This is a genomic window from Streptomyces sp. NRRL F-6676 (assembly GCF_000725625.1).
In the GTDB taxonomy this organism is placed as follows: Bacteria; Actinomycetota; Actinomycetes; order Streptomycetales; family Streptomycetaceae; genus Streptomyces.
Genome location: NZ_JOHS01000041.1, coordinates 12,868 through 31,942 on the forward strand (window position 1 = coordinate 12,868; position 19,075 = coordinate 31,942).

The 19,075-nt window shown below is 71.6% G+C and carries 16 protein-coding genes; 2 read left to right on the forward strand and 14 right to left on the reverse strand.

The annotated features are described in order from the left end of the window. Positions 1–58: 58 nt before the first annotated feature. On the reverse strand, positions 59–1,588 hold the full coding sequence (locus IO29_RS23070) for an aldehyde dehydrogenase (NADP(+)) (protein ID WP_078618195.1): 1,530 nt from the start codon (positions 1,586–1,588) through the stop codon (positions 59–61). Between the two features lie 99 nt (positions 1,589–1,687). On the opposite strand from IO29_RS23070, the gene IO29_RS23075 reads away from it, so the two are divergent. Then, a complete protein-coding gene (locus IO29_RS23075) occupies positions 1,688–2,461 on the forward strand; it encodes an IclR family transcriptional regulator (protein WP_030378996.1) in 774 nt (257 codons plus the stop codon). A 126-nt stretch (positions 2,462–2,587) separates the two neighbouring features. Beyond that, complete coding sequence (locus IO29_RS23080) at positions 2,588–4,042, forward strand: peptidoglycan D,D-transpeptidase FtsI family protein (protein ID WP_030378997.1); 1,455 nt, start codon at positions 2,588–2,590, stop codon at positions 4,040–4,042. 143 nt (positions 4,043–4,185) lie between these two features. On the opposite strand, the gene IO29_RS23085 is transcribed toward IO29_RS23080, so the two are convergent. From IO29_RS23085 to IO29_RS23145, 13 genes are all read right to left on the reverse strand, one after another. Then, entirely contained in the window at positions 4,186–4,980 is a 795-nt protein-coding gene (locus tag IO29_RS23085) for an HAD family acid phosphatase (RefSeq protein WP_030378998.1), read from the reverse strand. Between the two features lie 174 nt (positions 4,981–5,154). Beyond that, positions 5,155–6,291 (reverse strand): pectinesterase family protein, encoded by a 1,137-nt coding sequence (locus IO29_RS23090; protein WP_030378999.1) that lies wholly within the window; start codon positions 6,289–6,291, stop codon positions 5,155–5,157. Between the two features lie 2 nt (positions 6,292–6,293). Beyond that, positions 6,294–7,619: a pectate lyase family protein gene (locus tag IO29_RS23095; RefSeq protein ID WP_030379000.1), complete on the reverse strand. Its 1,326-nt coding sequence runs from the start codon at positions 7,617–7,619 to the stop codon at positions 6,294–6,296. Positions 7,620–7,679: 60 nt separating this feature from the next. Next, positions 7,680–8,483, reverse strand: coding sequence for a rhamnogalacturonan acetylesterase (locus IO29_RS23100; RefSeq protein WP_030379001.1), 804 nt, complete (start codon positions 8,481–8,483; stop codon positions 7,680–7,682). A 138-nt stretch (positions 8,484–8,621) separates the two neighbouring features. After that, positions 8,622–9,956 (reverse strand): ABC transporter substrate-binding protein, encoded by a 1,335-nt coding sequence (locus IO29_RS23105; RefSeq protein ID WP_030379002.1) that lies wholly within the window; start codon positions 9,954–9,956, stop codon positions 8,622–8,624. A gap of 41 nt (positions 9,957–9,997) precedes the next feature. Then, complete coding sequence (locus IO29_RS23110; RefSeq protein WP_030379003.1) at positions 9,998–11,542, reverse strand: glycoside hydrolase family 43 protein; 1,545 nt, start codon at positions 11,540–11,542, stop codon at positions 9,998–10,000. Further along, complete coding sequence (locus tag IO29_RS23115) at positions 11,539–12,414, reverse strand: DUF6807 domain-containing protein (RefSeq protein WP_030379004.1); 876 nt, start codon at positions 12,412–12,414, stop codon at positions 11,539–11,541. The genes IO29_RS23110 and IO29_RS23115 overlap by 4 nt, the downstream gene beginning before the upstream one ends. Next, on the reverse strand, positions 12,414–13,706 hold the full coding sequence (locus IO29_RS23120; RefSeq protein WP_078618196.1) for a Gfo/Idh/MocA family protein: 1,293 nt from the start codon (positions 13,704–13,706) through the stop codon (positions 12,414–12,416). The genes IO29_RS23115 and IO29_RS23120 overlap by 1 nt, the downstream gene beginning before the upstream one ends. Before the next feature lies 1 nt (position 13,707). Beyond that, positions 13,708–14,589 carry a carbohydrate ABC transporter permease gene (locus IO29_RS23125; protein WP_030379006.1) on the reverse strand — a complete coding sequence of 294 codons (882 nt, stop codon included), beginning with the start codon at positions 14,587–14,589 and terminating at the stop codon, positions 13,708–13,710. Positions 14,590–14,630: 41 nt separating this feature from the next. After that, a complete protein-coding gene (locus IO29_RS23130) occupies positions 14,631–15,566 on the reverse strand; it encodes a carbohydrate ABC transporter permease (RefSeq protein ID WP_030379007.1) in 936 nt (311 codons plus the stop codon). Positions 15,567–15,679: 113 nt separating this feature from the next. Next, on the reverse strand, positions 15,680–17,416 hold the full coding sequence (gene araD, locus IO29_RS23135) for an L-arabinonate dehydratase (protein WP_030379008.1): 1,737 nt from the start codon (positions 17,414–17,416) through the stop codon (positions 15,680–15,682). Further along, a complete protein-coding gene (locus tag IO29_RS23140) occupies positions 17,413–18,330 on the reverse strand; it encodes a dihydrodipicolinate synthase family protein (RefSeq protein ID WP_030379009.1) in 918 nt (305 codons plus the stop codon). Before IO29_RS23140 ends, araD begins: the two co-directional genes overlap by 4 nt. Next, positions 18,327–19,028 carry a GntR family transcriptional regulator gene (locus IO29_RS23145; RefSeq protein WP_030993917.1) on the reverse strand — a complete coding sequence of 234 codons (702 nt, stop codon included), beginning with the start codon at positions 19,026–19,028 and terminating at the stop codon, positions 18,327–18,329. The genes IO29_RS23140 and IO29_RS23145 overlap by 4 nt, the downstream gene beginning before the upstream one ends. Between the last annotated feature and the right edge of the window lie 47 nt (positions 19,029–19,075).

Below are 19,075 nucleotides of genomic sequence, written 5' to 3' on the forward strand. Positions count from 1 at the left end.
GGCGAAGGGGGCGCGGGGCCCCGGGCCCCGCGCCCCCCACCGCGACCCAGCGGCAGCGCTACCGCTCCAGGCGCCCGTCATACCGTCGCGGCACACCCAGCTCGTTCGCGTCCCGCAACTCCACCGGAAGCAACGCCTCCGGCACCCCCTGGTACGCCACCGGTCGCAGCCACCGCTCGATCGCCGTCCCACCCACCGACGTGGACGTCGACGTCGTGGCCGGGTACGGCCCGCCGTGGTGCTGGGACGGCGCCACGGCGACCCCCGTCGGCCAGCCGTTCACCAGCACGCGCCCCGCCAGCGGCGTCAGCTCCGCGAGGAGCTCGGCGCCCCGGCCCTCGCCGGCCCCCTCCCCCTCGGAGAGGTGCAGCGTGGCGGTGAGGTTGCCCGGGAGCCGGGACAGCACCGCGGTGACCTCGTCCGCGCTCTCGTAGCGCGCGACGACCGTCACCGGCCCGAAGCACTCCTCGATCAGCACGTCGTACTCGCCCCCGGCCGCCAGCCGGCTCGCCGGCACCGTGAGGAACCCGGCGCTGACCGTGTGCTCGCCGCCCGCGCCCGGCGTCACGGGGCTCTCCACGCCGTCGAGCCGTGTGCGCTCCTCGATGCCGGCGAGGAAGTGGTCCCGCATCCGGTGGTCGAGCAGCACCCCGGCATCCGTGTCGCTGACGCCCGCGACGAGCGACTTCAGCAGCCGGTCGCCCGCCTCGCCGGCCGGGGCGAGGACGAACCCCGGCTTGGTGCAGAACTGGCCCACGCCCATCGTCATCGAGCCGGCCAGCCCGGTGCCGATCGCCTCGGCCCGCTCCTCGGCCGCCGCCTCGGTGACGACGACGGGGTTGAGGGAGCCGAGCTCGCCGTGGAACGGGATCGGCACGGGGCGCGCGGCCGCCGCGTCGAACAGGGCCCGCCCACCGCGTACGGAACCGGTGAACCCGGCGGCGGCGACCAGCGGGTGCTTGACCAGCTCGACGCCGGCCTCGAAGCCGTGCACCAGGCCGAGCACGCCCTCGGGGACGCCGTGCTCGCCGGCGGCCCGGCGCAGCACCTTGGCGACCAGCTCGGACAGGGCCGGGTGGTCGGGGTGGGACTTGACCACCACGGGGCATCCGGCGGCGAGCGCGCTCGCGGTGTCGCCGCCGGCGACGGAGAACGCGAAGGGGAAGTTGGACGCCGAGTAGACGGCGACGACACCCAGCGGCACCTTGTAGCGGCGCAGGTCGGGCGTGGGCGGGACGGTCGTGTCGTCGGGGTGGTTGATCACCACGTCGAGGAAGGCGCCCTCGTCGACGATGCCGGCGAAGGCCCGCAGCTGGAAGCAGGTGCGGGCGAGCTCACCGGTGAGCCGGACCGGGCCGAGCGCGCTCTCCGCGTCGGCGACCTCGACGAGCGTGTCCTTGGCCTCTTCGAGCCGCTGGGCCGCGGTACGCAGGAACGCCGCGCGCACGGCACGGTCGGCCAGGGCGCCACGCGCGTCGTGCGCGGCGCGGACGGCGGCGTCCACCTCCTGGGCTGTGGCCTCCACCGCAACCTGCTCGCGCTGCTTCCCGGTACGGGGGTCGACACTCCAGACTGGTGCTGCTGCCACCGCGGGTCACTCCACTTCCCGTTCGATATACTGAACGCTGTCTCTGATGGTGAATATGCTGTCGAGACTATTTCGCGTCCAACGAAGGGGTCAAGGGCGATGTCGGCAGGCGAGACGGGCGGCGGGGCGCAGGTCAAGTCCGCGGTACGGACGGTGGAACTGCTGGAGTACTTCGCCGGGCGGCCCGGCATGCACTCCCTGGCCGCCGTGCAGGAGGCGGTGGGGTACCCCAAGTCGAGCCTCTACATGCTGCTGCGCACCCTGGTGGAGCTCGGCTGGGTGGAGACGGACGCGACCGGCACGCGGTACGGCATCGGCGTACGGGCGCTGCTGGTCGGCACGTCGTACATCGACGGCGACGAGGTGGTGGCGCTGGCCCGCCCCACCCTGGACCGGCTCTCGGACGACACCACGGAGACCATCCACCTGGCCCGCCTGGACGGCACCAACGTGGTCTACCTCGCCACCCGGCAGTCGCAGCACTATCTGCGCCCGTTCACCCGGGTCGGCCGCCGGCTGCCCGCGCACTCCACCTCGCTCGGCAAGGCGCTGCTGTCCACGTACACCGACGAGCAGGTGCGGGGGCTCCTCCCGGAGACGCTGCCGGCGCTGACCGAGCACACGATCACGGACCGGGAGAAGCTCATCGAGGAGCTGCACCAGATCCGCGAGCAGGGCATCTCGGTGGACCGCGAGGAGAACACGCTGGGCCTGCGCTGCTTCGGCGTGGCGATCCCCTACCGCACGCCCGCCCGGGACGCGATCAGCTGCTCGGTGCCGGTGGCGCGGCTGACGCCCGCGCACGAGCAGTTGGTACAGGACGCGCTGTTCGACGCGCGCGACCGGCTGACCCTGGCGACACGTCGCCTCTGACCGATTCCGACCGGCTCCACCCGGTTCCGTCCGTCTTCGATCGTTTCATGAACGCCGGATGAGAATTCTGGCCAAGGAGCGCGGGGCGGGAACGATCAGGTCCGTTCCGTTCGTCGTCCATGTGCGATGAATACGACGATCAGGCGGGCCTCCGTCTTCACCCTGCTGCTGGTCATCGCCCTGCTGGTGCGGGCGACCTGGGTGCAGTTCTACGAAGGCAAGGCGCTCGCGGACGACAAGAACAACCGGCGGAACGTCATGGAGCGGTACGCGGCGCCGCTCGGGAACATCATCGTGGCCGGGGACGCGATCACCGGCTCGAAACGGACCTCGGGCGGCGACCTCGCGTACGAACGCACGTACACGGACGGCAAGCTGTACGCCCCGGTGACGGGCTACAGCTCGCAGGTCTACGGGGCGACGCAGCTGGAGGGCATCTACCAGGACCTCCTGGACGGCACGGACGACCGGCTGAAGACGGTGATGGACACGGTCACCGGCGAGCGCCCGGACCCGGGCAACGTGCTCACGACCATCGACCCGGCCGTGCAGAAGGCGGGCTACGAGGCGCTGGGCGACAAGAAGGGCGCCGCCGTCGCCATCGACCCGTCCACCGGCAGGATCCTCGCCGTCGTCTCCACCCCCTCCTACGACCCGACGTCGATCAGCGGCACGGACGACGGGGCGGCCTGGAAGCGGCTCACCAAGGACGCCGACAAGCCGATGACGAACCGGGCGCTGCGCCAGCCGCTGCCGCCGGGCTCGACGTTCAAGCTGGTGGTCGCGGCGGCGGCCCTGGAGGACGGCCTCTACTCGTCGGTGGACGAGAAGACGGACAGCCCGGACCCGTACCGGCTCCCCGGCACCGTGACCGACATGACCAACGAGAACCGCTCCGCGCCCTGCGAGGACGCCACGATCCGGGTGGCGCTGCAATACTCCTGCAACACGGTCTTCGCGAAGATGGCCGTCGATCTGGGGCAGGACAAACTGCGGGCGATGGCCGAGAAGTTCGGCTTCAACGACGAGTCGCTGGACGTGCCGGTGCGGGCGTACACGAGCGTGTACCCCGAGGACATGAACAAGTCGCAGACCGGCCTGACCGGCATGGGCCAGTTCGACGTGACGGCGACGCCCTTGCAGATGGCCATGGTGTCGGCCGCGATAGCCAACGACGGTGAGCTGGTCTCGCCGCACATGGTCGCGAAGATCACCGACGCCGACGGCGACGTGCTCAAGGACTACGGGGACAGCACGAGCACGGACCGGATCGTGAGCAAGTCCACCGCCGAGCAGCTGCGGTCGGCGATGCGGACGGTCGTGGAGGACGGCACGGGTGTGAACGCGCGGATATCCGGGGCCACCGTCGGCGGCAAGACGGGTACGGCGCAGCACGGCGAGAACAACAGCAAGACGCCGTACGCGTGGTTCACGGCCTACGGCACGTCCGACTCCAGTGACAAGGAGATCGCCGTGGCGGTGGTCGTCGAGCAGTCGGACGCGGCGCGCTCGGAGGTCAGCGGCAACGGTCTGGCGGCGCCGGTCGCCGCGGCGATGATGAAGAAGGCGCTGAGGAGCTGAGCGGGGCGCGGCGCACACGGGCGGTGTTCGCCGCACTCCGCCGCGGCGCGAAGCGGGGCCGGAGGGGCCGTCGTCCGGCCCCGCTTCTGCTCACCTGTCACCGCCGCCCCCGGAGCGGTTGGTGCCGCGCGCGACCGAGGCGTTCAGCTCACGAAGTACGTCGGGTTCGGGAGCTTGTATTTCTTGTCGGCGTGGCCGCCCTCGAGGTCGGAGTACTGGTCGCCGAAGTTGGCGACGATGTCGTACCCGAGCGACTCGATGTGCTTGCGCGTGCCGGACTTGTACTCGACGGTCGTGCACTTCCAGGTGCCCGGCGTGGCACAGCCGCTCAGGTACGCCGGCGGGTTGGCCGCGTCCTTGAGGAACATGTGGGCGGCGTCCAGATTGACGTCGGCGCCGACCTTCTTCAGGTTCTGCACGGCGGCGGTGCGCTGCGCCTCGCTCAGGCCCGAGTTGTAGAAGACCTCGATGCCCTTCTTCTCGGCGTACCGCACCAGCGCCGGGCTGCCGAAGACCTCCGGGCGGTCGGCCCGGTTGACGTAGTCGGCCCAGGTGGCGCTGTTGTAGCCGTAGTTGTTCTTCTTCTCGTAGTCGAGGCTGAGCAGCAGCGTGTCGTCGATGTCGAAGACGACGGCCGGCTTGGCGTGCTTGTGCTTCGCCTGGTGGGCCACCTTGTCGAGGTACCGCTTCGCCGCCGCGTCGATGCGGGCGAGGTCCTTGGCGTACGGGCTGTCCGGCGAGGCCTGGTAGACACCGTCGGCGTCGGCCGCGGTGCCGTAGTAGGTGTCGATGTCCTTGGTCAGGAGCCCGATGTTGTAGGGCTCGTGGGTGGAATTGGCCGTGGACTGCCCGGCGGTGGCGGCGCCGGCACCGTAGAGCGCGGCGGCGGCGACGGTGCAGGCGGCGGCGACGGCCGTGGTGCGCAGTGGCTTATTCATGACAGGTTTCTACGCGCGTCACCCCGCCGAGCGCGAGGCCCGTTGCCCGATCGATACCTGGACGGCGGACAAAACGGGCCCCGCCGCCCCGGGCCGCCGCGGGGACGGCCGGGGGGCCGCTCGCCGCGGCCACCAGTGACCCGGTGACCGCGGCGAGCGGCGTACGGCGGCGCATCAGCCCCCCGCCCTTTTCTCCTTCTCCCGCCACGGCGTCCAGTCCCCCAGGTACGCCCGCCGGGTCGCGGCGGCGGCCTGGGCGCGGGTGAGCTGTGGCCGGTTCGCGGGCACGGTGATCCGCGCGCCGGGCCCGGAGTTGCGGTACTCCGCGAACCGCTGCTCCTGCCACGGGTAGGAGTCGGACATGTTGGCGTAGGGCGCCACCGCGTCGATGCCGGGGCCGAGCCAGGTGTCGCGGACGGTGAGCATGGGCCGGGCGGTGGTGTCGGAGCTGGGCACCCAGGGGCGGGCCAGCTTGTAGGAGCCGTCGGGTGCCTCGCTGGTGATGCGGCTGTCGAGCACGAGGTAGCCGTGCGGGTCGGCGCCCGCGGTGGAGGGCGCGAAGACGAAGCCGTACGGGGCGGCCGTGAGGTCGGTGCGGTTCAGGGTGCGGAAGTGGCAGCGCTCGTAGACGGCGGTGGCGCGGCCGAAGACGAAGTCGACGTCGCCCTCGGCGTAGCAGTCGCGGAAGTACTGCCGGGCGAAGACGGTGAGCGCCATGGTGTCGGCGTACAGGGTGTCCTGGTGGCCGAGGAAGCGGCAGCCGAGGAAGGCCGAGCGGTCGCCCTGCACCTTGAGGGCGACGGCCTGGGTGCCGGTGATCCCGGGGTGGTCGGCGCGCAGCCAGTCGTTGGCGAAGGTGACCGCGCGGGCGGTGAAACCGTCGGCCTGCACGGTGGTGGTGGCCGATCCGGTGGTGCCGTAGGTGCCGGAACCGTCGGGCTTCGGGGTGCCGTTGGCGTGGTCGTAGACGATCACCACGTCCCGGGGGTCGCCGGAGGCGCCGAGCCAGGTCATCTCCGTACGGGTGCTGTCGACGGCGACGGTCTCGCGGTAGGTGCCGGGGGCGAGGACGAGGGTCCAGCCGCTGCCGGCCGCGGCGGCGACGGCGTCCCGCACGGTGGTGTGGTCGCCGGCGCCGCCCGGGTGGACGTAGAGGGTACGGGCGGTGAGCCGGTCGGCGGGCGAGCCGTACCGGCCGAACGGGGAACGGCGGCCGGTGGCCCGGGCGGACCCGGCCGCGAGGACGGACGCCGCCACGGCGCCGGCCCCCGCGGCCAGGAACCCCCGGCGGCCGAGGGAAGGGGTCTCCACGGTCAGCGCACCTTCCCGGCGCCCGCGCCGCGGTCGACGAGGTGGGGCACGGCCCTGGGCGAGTCCACCTTGGTGCGCAGGGTGGGCGTCCAGCCCGCGCCGGACCGGAGGACCTCGTCGGGGACGCCCGCGTTGTGCACGGCGATCAGATCGGTCCGCCTGCCGTTGACGTAGTTGTCGCCGGCGGTGAGCGAGGACTCCGACCACTTCTTCAGGATCGTCGCCTCGTCCACCCCGTCGGCCAGCGTGAACGCGTTGTGTTCGGCGACGAGTCGGGACTCCTTGCCGATGCCGTAGCTGTAGCCGTACCCGTCACCGGCCACGAAGTGGTTGTTGTACGAGTCGACCTGGCCGAACCGGACCCGGGGCGCGCGCTCGACCAGGTTGGTGAACAGGTTGTGGTGGAAGGTCGCCTTGAGGTGGCCTCGGTCGAGCGCGGCCGTGGACTCGCTGTCGCTGTTGCCGATGAGGATCGTCTTGTCGTGGTCCTCGAAGACGTTCCAGGAGGCGGTGACGTAGTCGGCGCCCTTGACGATGTCCAGCTCGCCGTCGTGCTGTTCGAAGATGCGGCCGTAGTAGAAGGGCAGCGTGCTGTCCGGGTGGTCGCCGTCGGTGAAGGTGTTGTGGTCCAGCCAGACATGGGTGGCGCCGTGGACGACCGCGCTGTCGTACTCGGAGTTCCAGTTGCCGTCGGCGGTGTCGGTCGGGTCCCACTGCGGGAAGCAGTCCAGCGGGCTCTCGAAGGTGAGGTTGCGGACGATGACGTTGTCGACGGCGGTGATCTGGAGGCTGGCGCCCTTGAAGCCGGCGTGTCCGCCGACGCCGATGAGAGTCGTGTTGGCGGGCACGGACGCCTTGATCGCCTTGGCCTGGTTGTCGGCGGAGACCCGGCGCAGCCCCTCGGGGCTGTCGTCGGGCTCGGCCGAGAGGTCGGTGTCGCGGCCCCAGTTCTCGGGCGAGTAGGTGTCCAGGTAGGTGGCGAAGTCGTAGCCGTCGGCGGCGAAGGCGTCGCAGCCCTCGGCGACCGCGTCGATGACGCCCTCGACCTTGATGATCTTCGGCGCGTTGCCGCCGTCGGCGAGGGCGGACGTGAACTCGGCCCAGGTGCGCACGGTGTACACGTGCGCGGCGTCGGCGGCGGCACCGCCGGTGGTGCCGGTGCCGTACGCGGCCCAGCCGTCGTGGGCGCCCAGTGTCTGCCGCGCCGGGTCGTGGTGGCGGGAGTGGGCGTCGGCGGTGGTGGCCGTCACTGAGAGGACCAGGGCGGTGCAGCCGGCCAGCGCGGCGGCCTTCACTATGGCATGCCCATGCCATACCTGTGCGTACATTGTGCGGCTCCTCATTCGGAAAGGTTCGGGGGGTGGCGGTATCGCGTGGGGGCGGTGGTGTTACGCGGGGGTCGTGCCCTCGGACCAGGTGATCCAGGACTCGGGGATCCCGGCGTCGAGCCGACGCACGTCACGCCGCCCGAGCACCCGCCGGCGCACCAGCTCACCGGCGACCAGCCGGGCCACGGCGATGGCGCCGGGCGGGTTGAAGTGCGTGTTGTCCTGCTCGGTGTCCGTCCAGTTGAAGTACGTCTTGGTCTCCTCGGCACCGAGCCGCTGCCACAGCGCGAGCGACAGCGCCTCGATGTCGAGCAGCGGCACGCGCTCCTCGACGGCGAGCGCGCGCATCGCCGCCGGGTAGTCGCCATGGGTCGGCACGGCGTTGCCGTCCGCGTCGAACCGGCGCCGCTCGACGGGCGTCGCGAGCACGGGCCGCGCACCGCGCCTGCGCGCACCGTCGAGGTAGAGCCGCAGATACTCCTGGTACGTGCTCCAGGGCTCGGTGTACCGCACCGGATCGGCGGACTTCTCGTCATTGTGCGCGAACTGTACGAGCAGCAGATCCCCGGGCCGAATCGACGCGAGAATGACGTCGAGCCGGCCCTCGTCCACAAAACTCTTCGAACTACGCCCGTTCACGGCGTGATTGGCCACGTCCACACCCTTCCCGAGAAAGAAGGGCAACGCCGTCCCCCACCCGGTCTCGGGCTCGGCGTCGACGTATTTCTGGGCGGCGGTGGAATCGCCGGCGATGTGGAGAGTGCGATCGCGGCGTTCATGAGCCTGCCCCGTACCGGCGGCGCCGACAACCAGCGGAACAGCGGCAACTCCGGCGAAAGCAACCTGCCTGCGACTAAGAGACACTTACGTCCACCTCTCTGACAGGGAGTGGGGGCCGCGCCCCGAAGGGGCGCGGGACTGTATCGACTGCGGCTCCGCCGCGGGGCGCGACCAGCCGCATCCGGCCCGCAGTCAACGCACGAACAGAACCATCCGCCCCCCTCAGTGATTCTCCTTCCAATCCCCCTGCGCAGCGTTGAGCTGATCCGCCAACGTGTCGAGGAACGACTTCGCCGACATCTTTCCCAGAAGCACCTTCTGGAAATTCGCCTCATTGTCGGACTTGGAAATCGTGTTCCAGTCGGGCAAGTAGTACGGGAGCTGCACGATCTTCGTGTTGCCCCCCAGCGCCTCCGCCGCCAGCTTCGTCGGCTCGGACTTCTGGACCCACGCGTCCCGCGCCGCCTCCTTGTTGGCCGGCACCTGCCCCGCCGACTCGTTCCATGTGCTGTTGGACTCGTGGGACGCGGCGAACTCGATGAACTTCCAGGCCGCCGCCTTGTTCTTGCCGGACTTGAACATCGCGAGTCCGTCGACGGGGTTGGAGACCTGCACCCGCGAGCCGTCGTCGAGCGTCGGGTTGGGGATGCCCTTGAACTTGCCCTCGCCCAGCGCCTTGAGATGGTCCTCGTAGGAGCCGAGGTTGTGGCTCAGTATCCCGATCGTGCCGTTGTCCCACTGGGCGACCATCTTGGTGAAGTCGTTGTTGACGTCGGCGGACGGCGTGTCCTTCTTGTACAGGCCGGTGTACTTCTCCAGCGCCTGGACGTTCTTCGGGTCGTTGACGGTGGTCTTGTCGCCGTTCCAGAAGCTGGTGATGCCGCTCTGCCCGTACATGGCGTCCAGCGCCTGGGCGATCGAGCCCTCGCCGCCGCGGATCGTGTAGCCGAACCTGTTCTTGCCCGCGTCGGTGAGCTTGTCGGCCGCCTTGTAGAAGTCGGTCCAGGTGGACGGCTCGTCGAGGCCGGCCGCCTTGAACAGGTCGGTCCGGTACCACAGGGTGCCGTTGTTCGCGGAGGTCGGCACCGTGTACGTCTTGCCGTCGGTGCCGGCGGCCTTGACGCCCTGGAGGAAGTTGTCGTTGAGCTTGCCGTTGAGGGAGCTCTTGGAGAGCCGGCCGTCCAGCGGTTCGAGGGCGCCCTGCGCGGCGACCTCGGCCAGCATCGAGGTGGCGAGCCCCCCGACGTCCGGCAGGCCCCCGCCCTGGATGGCGGTGTCGTACTTGGACTGGATGCTCGCGGCCGGGACGCCGACGTACTTGACCTGGATGTCGGGGTACTTCTTCTCGAAGTCGGCGATGATCTGTTTCCAGACGTCGGTCCGGACGCCGCCGTTGTTGTCCCAGAAGGTGATGCTGCCCTTGCCGGAGCCCTCGTCGCCCTTGTCCCCCGCGCCGCCGCTGCCGTCGTCGCCGCAGGCGGTGGCGGTCAGCGCGAGGACGGAGCCCAGGGCGACGGCCGTGGCGGCGCGCCGGCTTCTGTGATTGCTGCTCTTCATTGAACGGCTCTCTTCTGCTGGATCTGCTGGATCTGCTGGATCTACGGGTTCTTCCGGTGGTGCTCTTGGGGGGTCATGACCCGGAACCGGGTGAACGTCGCCGCCCCGGCGTGCCCCTGGCCCTCGGGGGCCAGGGCGAACAGTCCGAGCAGCGCGCCGACCCAGCGCCAGGGGGTGGCGGCGAAGACGGGGCCGGACGGCCGGGGTCCCGCGCCGAGGTCGTAGGAGAAGCGGCAGCGCGCCCCGGCGCCGATCTCGACGCGCAGCCGGGCCCGGGCGCCGGGCACCGGCACCGGGTGCGCGGCGTCCCGTTCGCGCTCGGCGACGGGTTCGGCGAACCGGTGCACCAGGCGGGCGGTCCCGTCGGCGCCCCGCTCCAGGCCGATCCAGCCGTACGCGTCGCCGAGGACGGCGAGTCCGGCCCGTGCCCCGGGTTCCTCGCTGTGCAGCCGCAGGTCGACCTCGACGGTGCGGGGTTCGCCCGGCAGCCGCTGGGTCAGGAGGTGCGGCACGGTGCGCAGGTCGTGCGCGCCGGTGGTGCGGACGCAGGCCGTGCGCAGTCCGTCGGCGGAGTGCTGGGTGGCCCAGCCGGCCTGGGGGTTGGCGGCCCACTGCCACTGGCGGCCGTACCGTCCGCCGGGGAAGTCGTCGTCGGTGGCGGGTGCGGCGGCCGGCTGCGGCGGCAGTGCGGGCCGCCGGTGGACGGCGACGGGGGCGCCGTTGTCCCCGAGCACCGGCCAGCCGTCGTCGTCCCAACGCATCGGCTGGAGGTGGACGACCCTGCCGTAGGGGCCGCGCTGCTGGAAGTGCAGGAACCAGTCCTCGCCGGCCGGGGTGCGTACCCAGCCGCCCTGGTGCGGGCCGTTGACGTCGGTGTCCTTCTGCTCCAGGACGATCCGTTCCTCGTACGGGCCGAAGAAGCCGCGCGAGCGGAAGGCGCCCTGCCAGCCGGTCTCCACGCTCCCGGCGGGCGCGAGGATCCAGAACCAGCCGTCGTGCCGGTAGGCCTTGGGCCCTTCCAGGGTGAACCAGCCGGGGATGCGGTCGCCGTCGACGATCACCTTGCCCTCGTCGAGGAGTCCGGTGCCGTCGGGGTGCATACGGTGGCCGGTGAGGCGGTTCTTGATGCCGGAGCGGGACTTGGACCAGGCGTGCACGAGGTATGCCTCGCCGGTCTCGTCGTCCCACAGCGGGCAGGGGTCGATCAGGCCCTTGCCCCCCTTGACCAGGTGCGGGCGGGTCCAGGGGCCGCGGATCGCGGGGGCGTTGACCTGGTGGATGCCGTGGTCGGGGTCGCCCCAGAAGATCCAGAACCGGTCGTCGTGATGGCGCAGGGAAGGCGCCCAGACGCCGCAGTCGTGCCGGGGGGAGGCGAACTCCTCCTCGGGTTCGAGGCGTTCGAGGGCGTGGCCGACCAGGGTCCAGCTGACGAGGTCGCGGGAGTGCAGCAGCGGCAGTCCGGGGGCGCGGCCGAAGCTGGAGGCGGTGAGGTAGAAGTCGTCGCCGACGCGGACGACGTCCGGGTCGGACCAGTCGGCGTTCAGCACCGGGTTGCGGTAGGTGCCCGGGGCGGGCGCGGCGGTCATGGGCTCACCGCCCGGCGGACGAGGGCGGCGGCCTCGGCGCGGGAGAGCCGGCCGTCGGCGACGACGGTGACGATCCGCCGTACGACGGTGTCTCCGGCGGGGACCGGGAGCCGTGCGGCGTGGGCGAGGGAGGAGCCGACGCCGGGGTACTCCTCGGCGCGCACGAACCAGGGGTCGCGGCGGGTGTCGGCGGTGGCCCCGGCGAAGACCAGCGTCCAGTCGGCGCCGGCCAGCGCGAGCCAGTCGGCGCACCGGCCGTGCACCCGCGCCTCGCCCTCGGCCTCCGCGGTGAAGGCGTGCGGGGCGGTGGCCTCCTTGCGGGCCCGCCAGAAGAAGCCGCCGTAGGCCGCGCCGGGGCGGCCGTTGGTCGCGGGGCTGCCGAACGACAGGGGTCCTGGGGTGGTGTTGGTGAGCGAGAAGGTGAAGTCCAGTGCCCAGGCGGTGTCGGTGAGCGCGGTGGCGGCCACGGTCCGGCGTTCGCGCAGGAGTTCGCGGCCGTCGGCGGTCCAGCTCAGTTCCTCGACGAAGCCGTCGGGGTCGATGAGCCGGAAGGCGCGGTGGCGCTGGACGCCGTGGTTGTCGAGCTCGGTGGAGCCCCGGTCGCGGACGAAGGTGCGGCCGCCCCAGAAGTTGTGCCCCTCGACGTCGGGGACGGCGACACCGACGCCGAGGTGGTGGAGGTGGTCGGCGGGGCGCAGTTCGGTGACCGCCGTGCCGGCCAGGGTGGTGACGGGGTGGAGGTAGGGGCGCGGGGAGAGCCGGCCGGGGAGTTCGGGGCGGGTGACGTAGCGGCCGACGGGGCGGCCCGCCACGCGCAGCACGGGGGTGTCGTGCGGTGTGGCCGGTGCGCCGGTCCTGCTCGGCGTGGTCATCAGGTGCTCGCCTGCCTTTCGGGAGCGGCGGCGGACGCGGGTGTCCCGGTGGACGCGGGCGTCTCTGTGAACGCGGGGGCCCCGGTGGACGCGTGGGCGGGGGCCGCCCAGGGGGCGCCCAGTTCGGAGTAGAGCGCGAGGGTGTCGGCGGCGGCCGCGACCAGCCCGTCGATCCCGGGCACCACCCGGCGGTCCTCGCCGGGCGGCCGGTGCCAGGCACCGGCGGGCAGCGGGGCCGGGTCGGGGGCGCTGCGGATCGCCTCGACGACCCGCATGAACGCGCCGGTCGCCTCCGGCGCCACCAGCAGCCGGGCGCCCTCGGTGAGGTGGGCGACGAGGTTCTCCAGCAGGTCGGTGCGGCCGTAGCTCAGTTCCTCGGGGCCGCGCCCCGCCCGCTGGAGCAGGACGCGGTCCTGCTTGTACCAGAAGGTGATCCGGCCCCGGTCGCCGTGGACCAGGACGTACGGTTCGTCGGCCCGTTCGGCGCAGAGCGTGGCGGCGACGGTGACCCGGCGGCCCGTCGCGGTGGCGACGCGGACGCAGGAGGTGTCGTCGGACTCGATGGCGTTGGCGCGCAGCAGTTCGGTCTCGATGCCGGTGACGTCCTCGGCGCGGTCGGTGCCGTTGAGTGCGAGGGCGGTGGCGACGGCGTGCGCGAGGGGGTTGGTGAGCGCCCCGTCGACGACGTCGGCGCCGTGCAGCCGCCGTCTGCCCGCCCAGGGCGCCCGCCGGTAGTAGGCCTCGTCGCGCACCCAGGCACCGGCGCCGCCGACGCCCCGGATCTCACCGATCAGCCCCTCGCCGGCCATCCGGCGGATCGCGGGCACGGCGTGCGAGCCCAGCGACTGGAAGCCGATCTGGCAGGCCACCCCGGCCGCCGCGACTCCGTCGGCCATGCGCCGGAACTCCGCGTACGAGGGGGCCGGCGGCTTCTCCAGGAGCAGGTGCGTCCCGCGCGCGGCGGCGGCCAGGGCGAGGTCGGTGTGGGTGGGGATCGGGGTGCAGATCACCGCGATCCGGGCGCCGGTGGCGTCGAGCAGCGCGCCGAGGTCGGAGGACTGCGCGGGGGTGCCGAGGCCGTCGGGGATCTCGTCGGGGGTGAGGGGCTTCAGCTCGCAGATCCCGGCGAGCCGGACGAGTCCCTTGTCCTGGAGGCGGCCGATGTTGGCGAGGTGCCACCCGCCGTGGCCGCGGGCCCCGGCGAGCACGACGGGGATCGGGGTGGGGAGCGGCACGGTGGCGGCCGCGACGGGTTCGGCGGCGGTGGCGGCGAGGGGGTCGGCGGCGGTCATGTCAGCCCTTCACCGCCCCCGCGCTGAAGCCGGTGATCAGCCACTTCTGGATGAACGCGAAGACGATCACCACGGGCACGGCGGCGATGATGCCGCCCGCGGCGAGCGCGCCGAGGTCGACGCTGTCCGCGTTCATCAGGGTGTTGAGACCGACGGGGATGGTCTGCTTGCTCTGGTCGGAGAGGAACATCAGCGCGAACAGGAAGTGGTTCCAGGCGTGCACGAAGGCGAAGGAACCGACCGCGATCAGTCCGGGCCGCAGCAGCGGCAGGACGACGATGCGGAACGCGGTGAGCCGGCCGCAGCCGTCGACCCAGGCGGCCTCCTCCAGGGAGTAGGGCACGTTCCGGATGAACCCGCTGATCAGGATCATCGACAGCGGCAGCTGGAAGACGGTCTCGGCGATGATGACACTGCCCAGCGAGTTGATCATCTGGAGCTTGGCGAAGATCTGGAACAGCGGCACGAGCAGCAGCGCCCCGGGCACGAACTGCGAGCAGAGCAGGGCGAGCAGGAAGCCCCGCTTGACCTTGAAGTCGAACCGGGCGAGGGCGTACCCGCCGGCGAGCGCGACCAGGGTGGTCATCACCAGGGTGGCGACGCCGATCAGGACGCTGTTCTGGAAGTAGGTGCCGAACGCCCGCTCGGTCCACACCTTCTCGAAGTGCTCGGTGGTCATCGGCCAGGGCGCCAGCGAGGTGGAGCCGGCCGGGCGGACCGCGAAGAGCAGGATCCAGTAGAAGGGGACGAGGGTGAAGACCAGGTAGAGCGAGAGCGGGACGTAGATCTGCCAGCGGGGCACCTCGTCCCAGGCGCGCCGCCGGCCGCGGCGGGGCGGCGCGGGCCGCTCGGGGCCGGGGGCGGGCGCGGCGACGGCGTCGATGTCCGTGCCGTGCGCTTCGTCCTTCGTACCGTATCCGGTGATCACTTGCCCTCCCCTCCGAACTTGCTCAGCCGCAGATAGACGATCGAGCAGAAGAGCAGGATCACGAAGGCGACGGTGGTCAGGGCCGAGGCGTAACCGAAGTTGTGCGCGTCGACGCTGGTGTTGGCGATGTACAGCGGGAGCGTGGTGGTCTCGCCGGCTGGGCCGCCGCCGGTGAGGGTGTAGAGCAGGTCGACGTTGTTGAACTCCCACACCGCGCGCAGCAGCGTGGAGAGCACGATGGCGTCCTTCAGATGCGGCAGCGTGATGTGCCAGAACTGCTGGAGCCTGCTCGCCCCGTCCACCTCGGCGGCCTCGTACAGATCGCGGGAGACGGACTGGAGGTCGGCGAGGATGAGGATGGCGAAGAAGGGCACCCCGCGCCACAGATCGGCGACGACGGCCGCCGGGAAGACGGTGGAGGTGTCGGAGAGCCAGCTGGTGCCGTACTCGCCGACGCCCAGGTCGGCGAGGTAACGGCTGACGCCGGTCTGGGAGTTGTAGAGCAGCACCCAGATGGCCGAGGTCAGCACACCGGAGACGGCCCACGGGGAGAAGACCAGCGCGCGGCCGAAGGCCCGGCCGGCGAAGGTCTGGTTGACGATGAGGGCGAGCGCGAGGCCGAGGAGGAGCTGCAACCCGACCTCCACCACGACCCACTTGGCGCTGAAGGTGAGCGTGTCCCAGAACTGCGGGTCGTCGGTGAAGGCGTGGACGAAGTTGTCGAAGCCCGCGAAGCCGTTCCGCCACGGCTTGGTGGGGTTGTAGTTCTGAAGGCTGTAGTAGAAGACGCTGATCACCGGGTAGGCGATGAAACCCAGCATGAGCAGGACGGCCGGGGCGATCAGCAGATACGGCAGCCTGCGCGGCGTCGCGGAGGCACGGCGCCGCCGGGGTGGCGCGGGGGGCTTCGCCACGGCTGCGGCTTGGGCCATGACTCTTCTCCGTTCGCTTGCGAGGGGTCGTGTACGGACGGTGCAGGAAGCGCTTGCTACATGCACATGAGTCATGGCTGAAGCGCTTCGGCGATCTCTTTCGGAGGTGGGCGTCAGCCCGCGTACGGGTCCGGCACGGTGCCCTTGCGGGCCAGGAAGGTGAAGTCGCAGCCGGTGTCGGCCTGGGTGATCTGTTCGGAGTAGAGCGCGCCGTAGCCCCGCTCGTACCGCACGGGCGGCGGCGTCCACTCCGCCCGCCGACGCGCCAACTCCTCGTCACTGACGTTGAGTTGAAGTGTCCGCGCGTCCACGTCGAGGGTGATCGTGTCGCCGGTGCGCACCAGGGCGAGCGGTCCGCCGATGTACGACTCGGGCGCCACGTGCAGCACGCAGGCGCCGTAACTGGTGCCGCTCATCCGGGCGTCGGAGATCCGCACCATGTCCCGCACGCCCTGCTTGAGCAGGTGGTCCGGGATCGGCAGCATGCCGTACTCGGGCATGCCGGGTCCGCCCTTGGGGCCCGCGTTGCGCAGCACGAGGACGCTGTCGGCGGTGATGCCGAGCGAGGGGGCGTTGATGGTGCGCTGGAGCTGCTTGTAGTCGTCGAAGACGACGGCGGGTCCGGTGTGCTTGAGCAGACGCGGTTCGGCGGCGATGTGCTTGATGACGGCGCCGTCCGGGCAGAGGTTGCCGCGCAGGACGGCGACCCCGCCCTCGTCCGCGACCGGGTTGTCGCGGGGGCGGATCACGTCGTCGTGGTGCACCTGAGCGCCGGCGAGCTGCTCGCGCAGGGTGTCGTGGCAGACGGTGGGGCGGTCCAGGTGGAGCAGGTCCGGGATGCGGGAGAGGAAGCCGGGCAGTCCGCCGGCGAAGTGGAAGTCCTCCATCAGATGGGTCTGTCCGCCGGGGCGGACGTTGGCGAGGACCGGGACGGTGCGGGCGATGCGGTCGAAGTCGTCGAGCGTGAGGGTGACGCCCGCGCGGCCCGCCATGGCGATCAGATGGATCACCGCGTTGGTGGAGCCGCCGAGGCCGAGCACGGTGGTGACGGCGTCCTCGAAGGCGTCGGCGGTGAGGATGTCGCTCGGTTTCCGGTCCCGGTGGACCAGGTCCACGATCGTCATGCCCGCCCGGGCCGCCATGCGGTCGTGCCCGGAGTCGACGGCCGGGATGCTGGAGGCGCCGGGAACCGTGACGCCGAGCGCCTCGGCGGCGGCGGTCAGGGTGGAGGCGGTGCCCATGGTCATGCAGTGGCCGGGCGAACGGGCCAGGCCGCTCTCCAGCTCCTGCATCTCGCAGTCGCCGATGAGGCCGGCCCGCCTGTCGTCCCAGTACTTCCACATGTCGGTGCCGGAGCCGAGCACTTCGTCGCGCCAGTGGCCCGGCAGCATCGGCCCGGCGGGCACGAACACGGCCGGCAGGTCGACGCTGGCGGCGCCCATCAGCAGCGCGGGGGTGGACTTGTCGCAACCGCCCATCAGCACCGCCCCGTCGACCGGGTAGGAGCGCAGCAGCTCCTCGGTCTCCATGGCGAGCATGTTGCGGTAGAGCATGGGGGTCGGCTTCTGGAAGGTCTCGCTGAGGGTGGAGACCGGGAATTCGAGGGGGAAGCCGCCGGCCTGCCAGACCCCCCGCTTGACCGCCTGGGCGCGGTCGCGCAGATGGACGTGGCAGGGGTTGATGTCGGACCAGGTGTTGAGGACGGCGACGACCGGCTTGCCCAGGTGCTCCTCGGGGAGGTAGCCGAGCTGACGGGTGCGGGCGCGGTGGCTGAAGGAGCGCAGCCCGTCCGTGCCGTACCACTGGTGGCTGCGCAGCTCCTCCGGGCGCTTGGGGGCGGGGGCGTTCATATCGACCACCCCGCGGCGATCGCGGCGACCTCGGCCCGCTCGTCCTCGGGCAGCGGCTTGCTCGGCGGGCGTACGTCGCGCCGGCACAGGCCGAGCGAGGCGAGGGCCTCCTTGACGACGGTGACGTTGTTGGCGGAGCCGTTGGCCGCGCGCAGTTCCTCGAAGCGGCGGATCTGCTCCCAGATCTTCATGGCCGCCGGATAGTCGCCCGATCGAAGCGCTTCGATCATGTTCAGCGAGACGGCCGGGGCGACGTTGACGAGCCCGGAGGTGAAGCCGGTGGCGCCCGCGGAGAAGTACGAGGGGGCGTACGGCTCGGCGAGCCCCGCGACCCAGACGAACCGTTCGAGCCCCGCGTCGCGCGCGAAGCCGGCGAAGCGGGCGGCGTCCGGGACGGCGTACTTCACGCCGATCACATTGGGGCAGGCGTCGGCGAGTTCGGCGAGCCGGGCGCCGGGCAGCAGCGCGTTGCGGATGTAGGGGACGACACCCAGTTCGGGCACGGCCTCGGCGACCGCCCGGTGGTAGTCGACCCAGCCGCCCTGGGAGACGTAGGGGTGCACGGGCTGGTGCACCATCACCATCTGGGCGCCGAGTTCGCGGGCGTGCCGGGCGGAGGCGACGGCGGTCGGCACGTCGTGGCCGACGCCGACGAGGACGCTGGCCCGGTCGCCCGCCTCGTCGATGGTCGACTCGGTGACCAGGCGCCGCTCGTCGGGGGTGAGGGCGTAGAACTCGCCGGTGTTGCCGTTGGGGGTGAGGATGCCGACGCCGCCGTCGAGCAGCCGGCGCAGCAGTGCCCGGTGGGTGTCCCGGTCGATGGTGCCGTCCTCGGCGAACGGGGTCACCGGGATCGCCACCACGTCGGCCAGGGCGGTCCGTTGTGCCTCGAACGCCACGCTGCTGCCGCTCATCGCCGGCCTTCCTCCTCACGGGGCCGGGGCACCTGGGGGAGGGTGCCCTCGGGGGTCTCGTCCGCCGCGTCCGGGAAGGCCCGCCGTACGAAGTCCGCGATGTGGGCGTGCAGGGCGCGGGCCGCGCCGTCCGCGTCGCCGGCCAGGGCGAGCCGCAGGATCTCGCGGTGCTCGGCGGCCTCCTGCTCCCAGGAGGGGTGGGTCGACCAGACGACGGCGGAGACGAGGGCGGCCTGGTCGCGCACCTCGTCGAGCATCCGGCCGAGCAGGGGGTTGCCGCAGCTGACGTAGAGGGCGCGGTGGAACTCCCGGTTGGCCAGGGAGCGTTCGGCGGTGTCGGCGGCCCGGTCGGCGCGGGCGAGGGCGTCGCGGGCGGCGTCCAGGGCGGAGCCGCGCCGGACGGAGCGGCGCAGGGCCTCCGGTTCCAGCAGGAGGCGTACGTCGTAGACCTCGCGCGCCATGTCCGCGTCCACCGTGCGCACCGTGACGCCCTTGTACTGGTTCATCACGACGAGCCCGGTGCCGGCCAGCGTCTTGAGCGCCTCGCGGACGGGGGTCTTGGAGACCCCGAACTGTGCGGCGAGTTCGGTCTCGACGAGGGGGTGGCCGGGGCTGAGCTGTCCGGTGAGGATGCGGTGTTTGATCCCTTCCAGCACGAATTGCGTGCGGGAAGGGATCGGCGTGGGCACAGAGGTCATGCGCGCCTCTCGGATATCGCGTCTCATATATGACGTACGAAGTACGA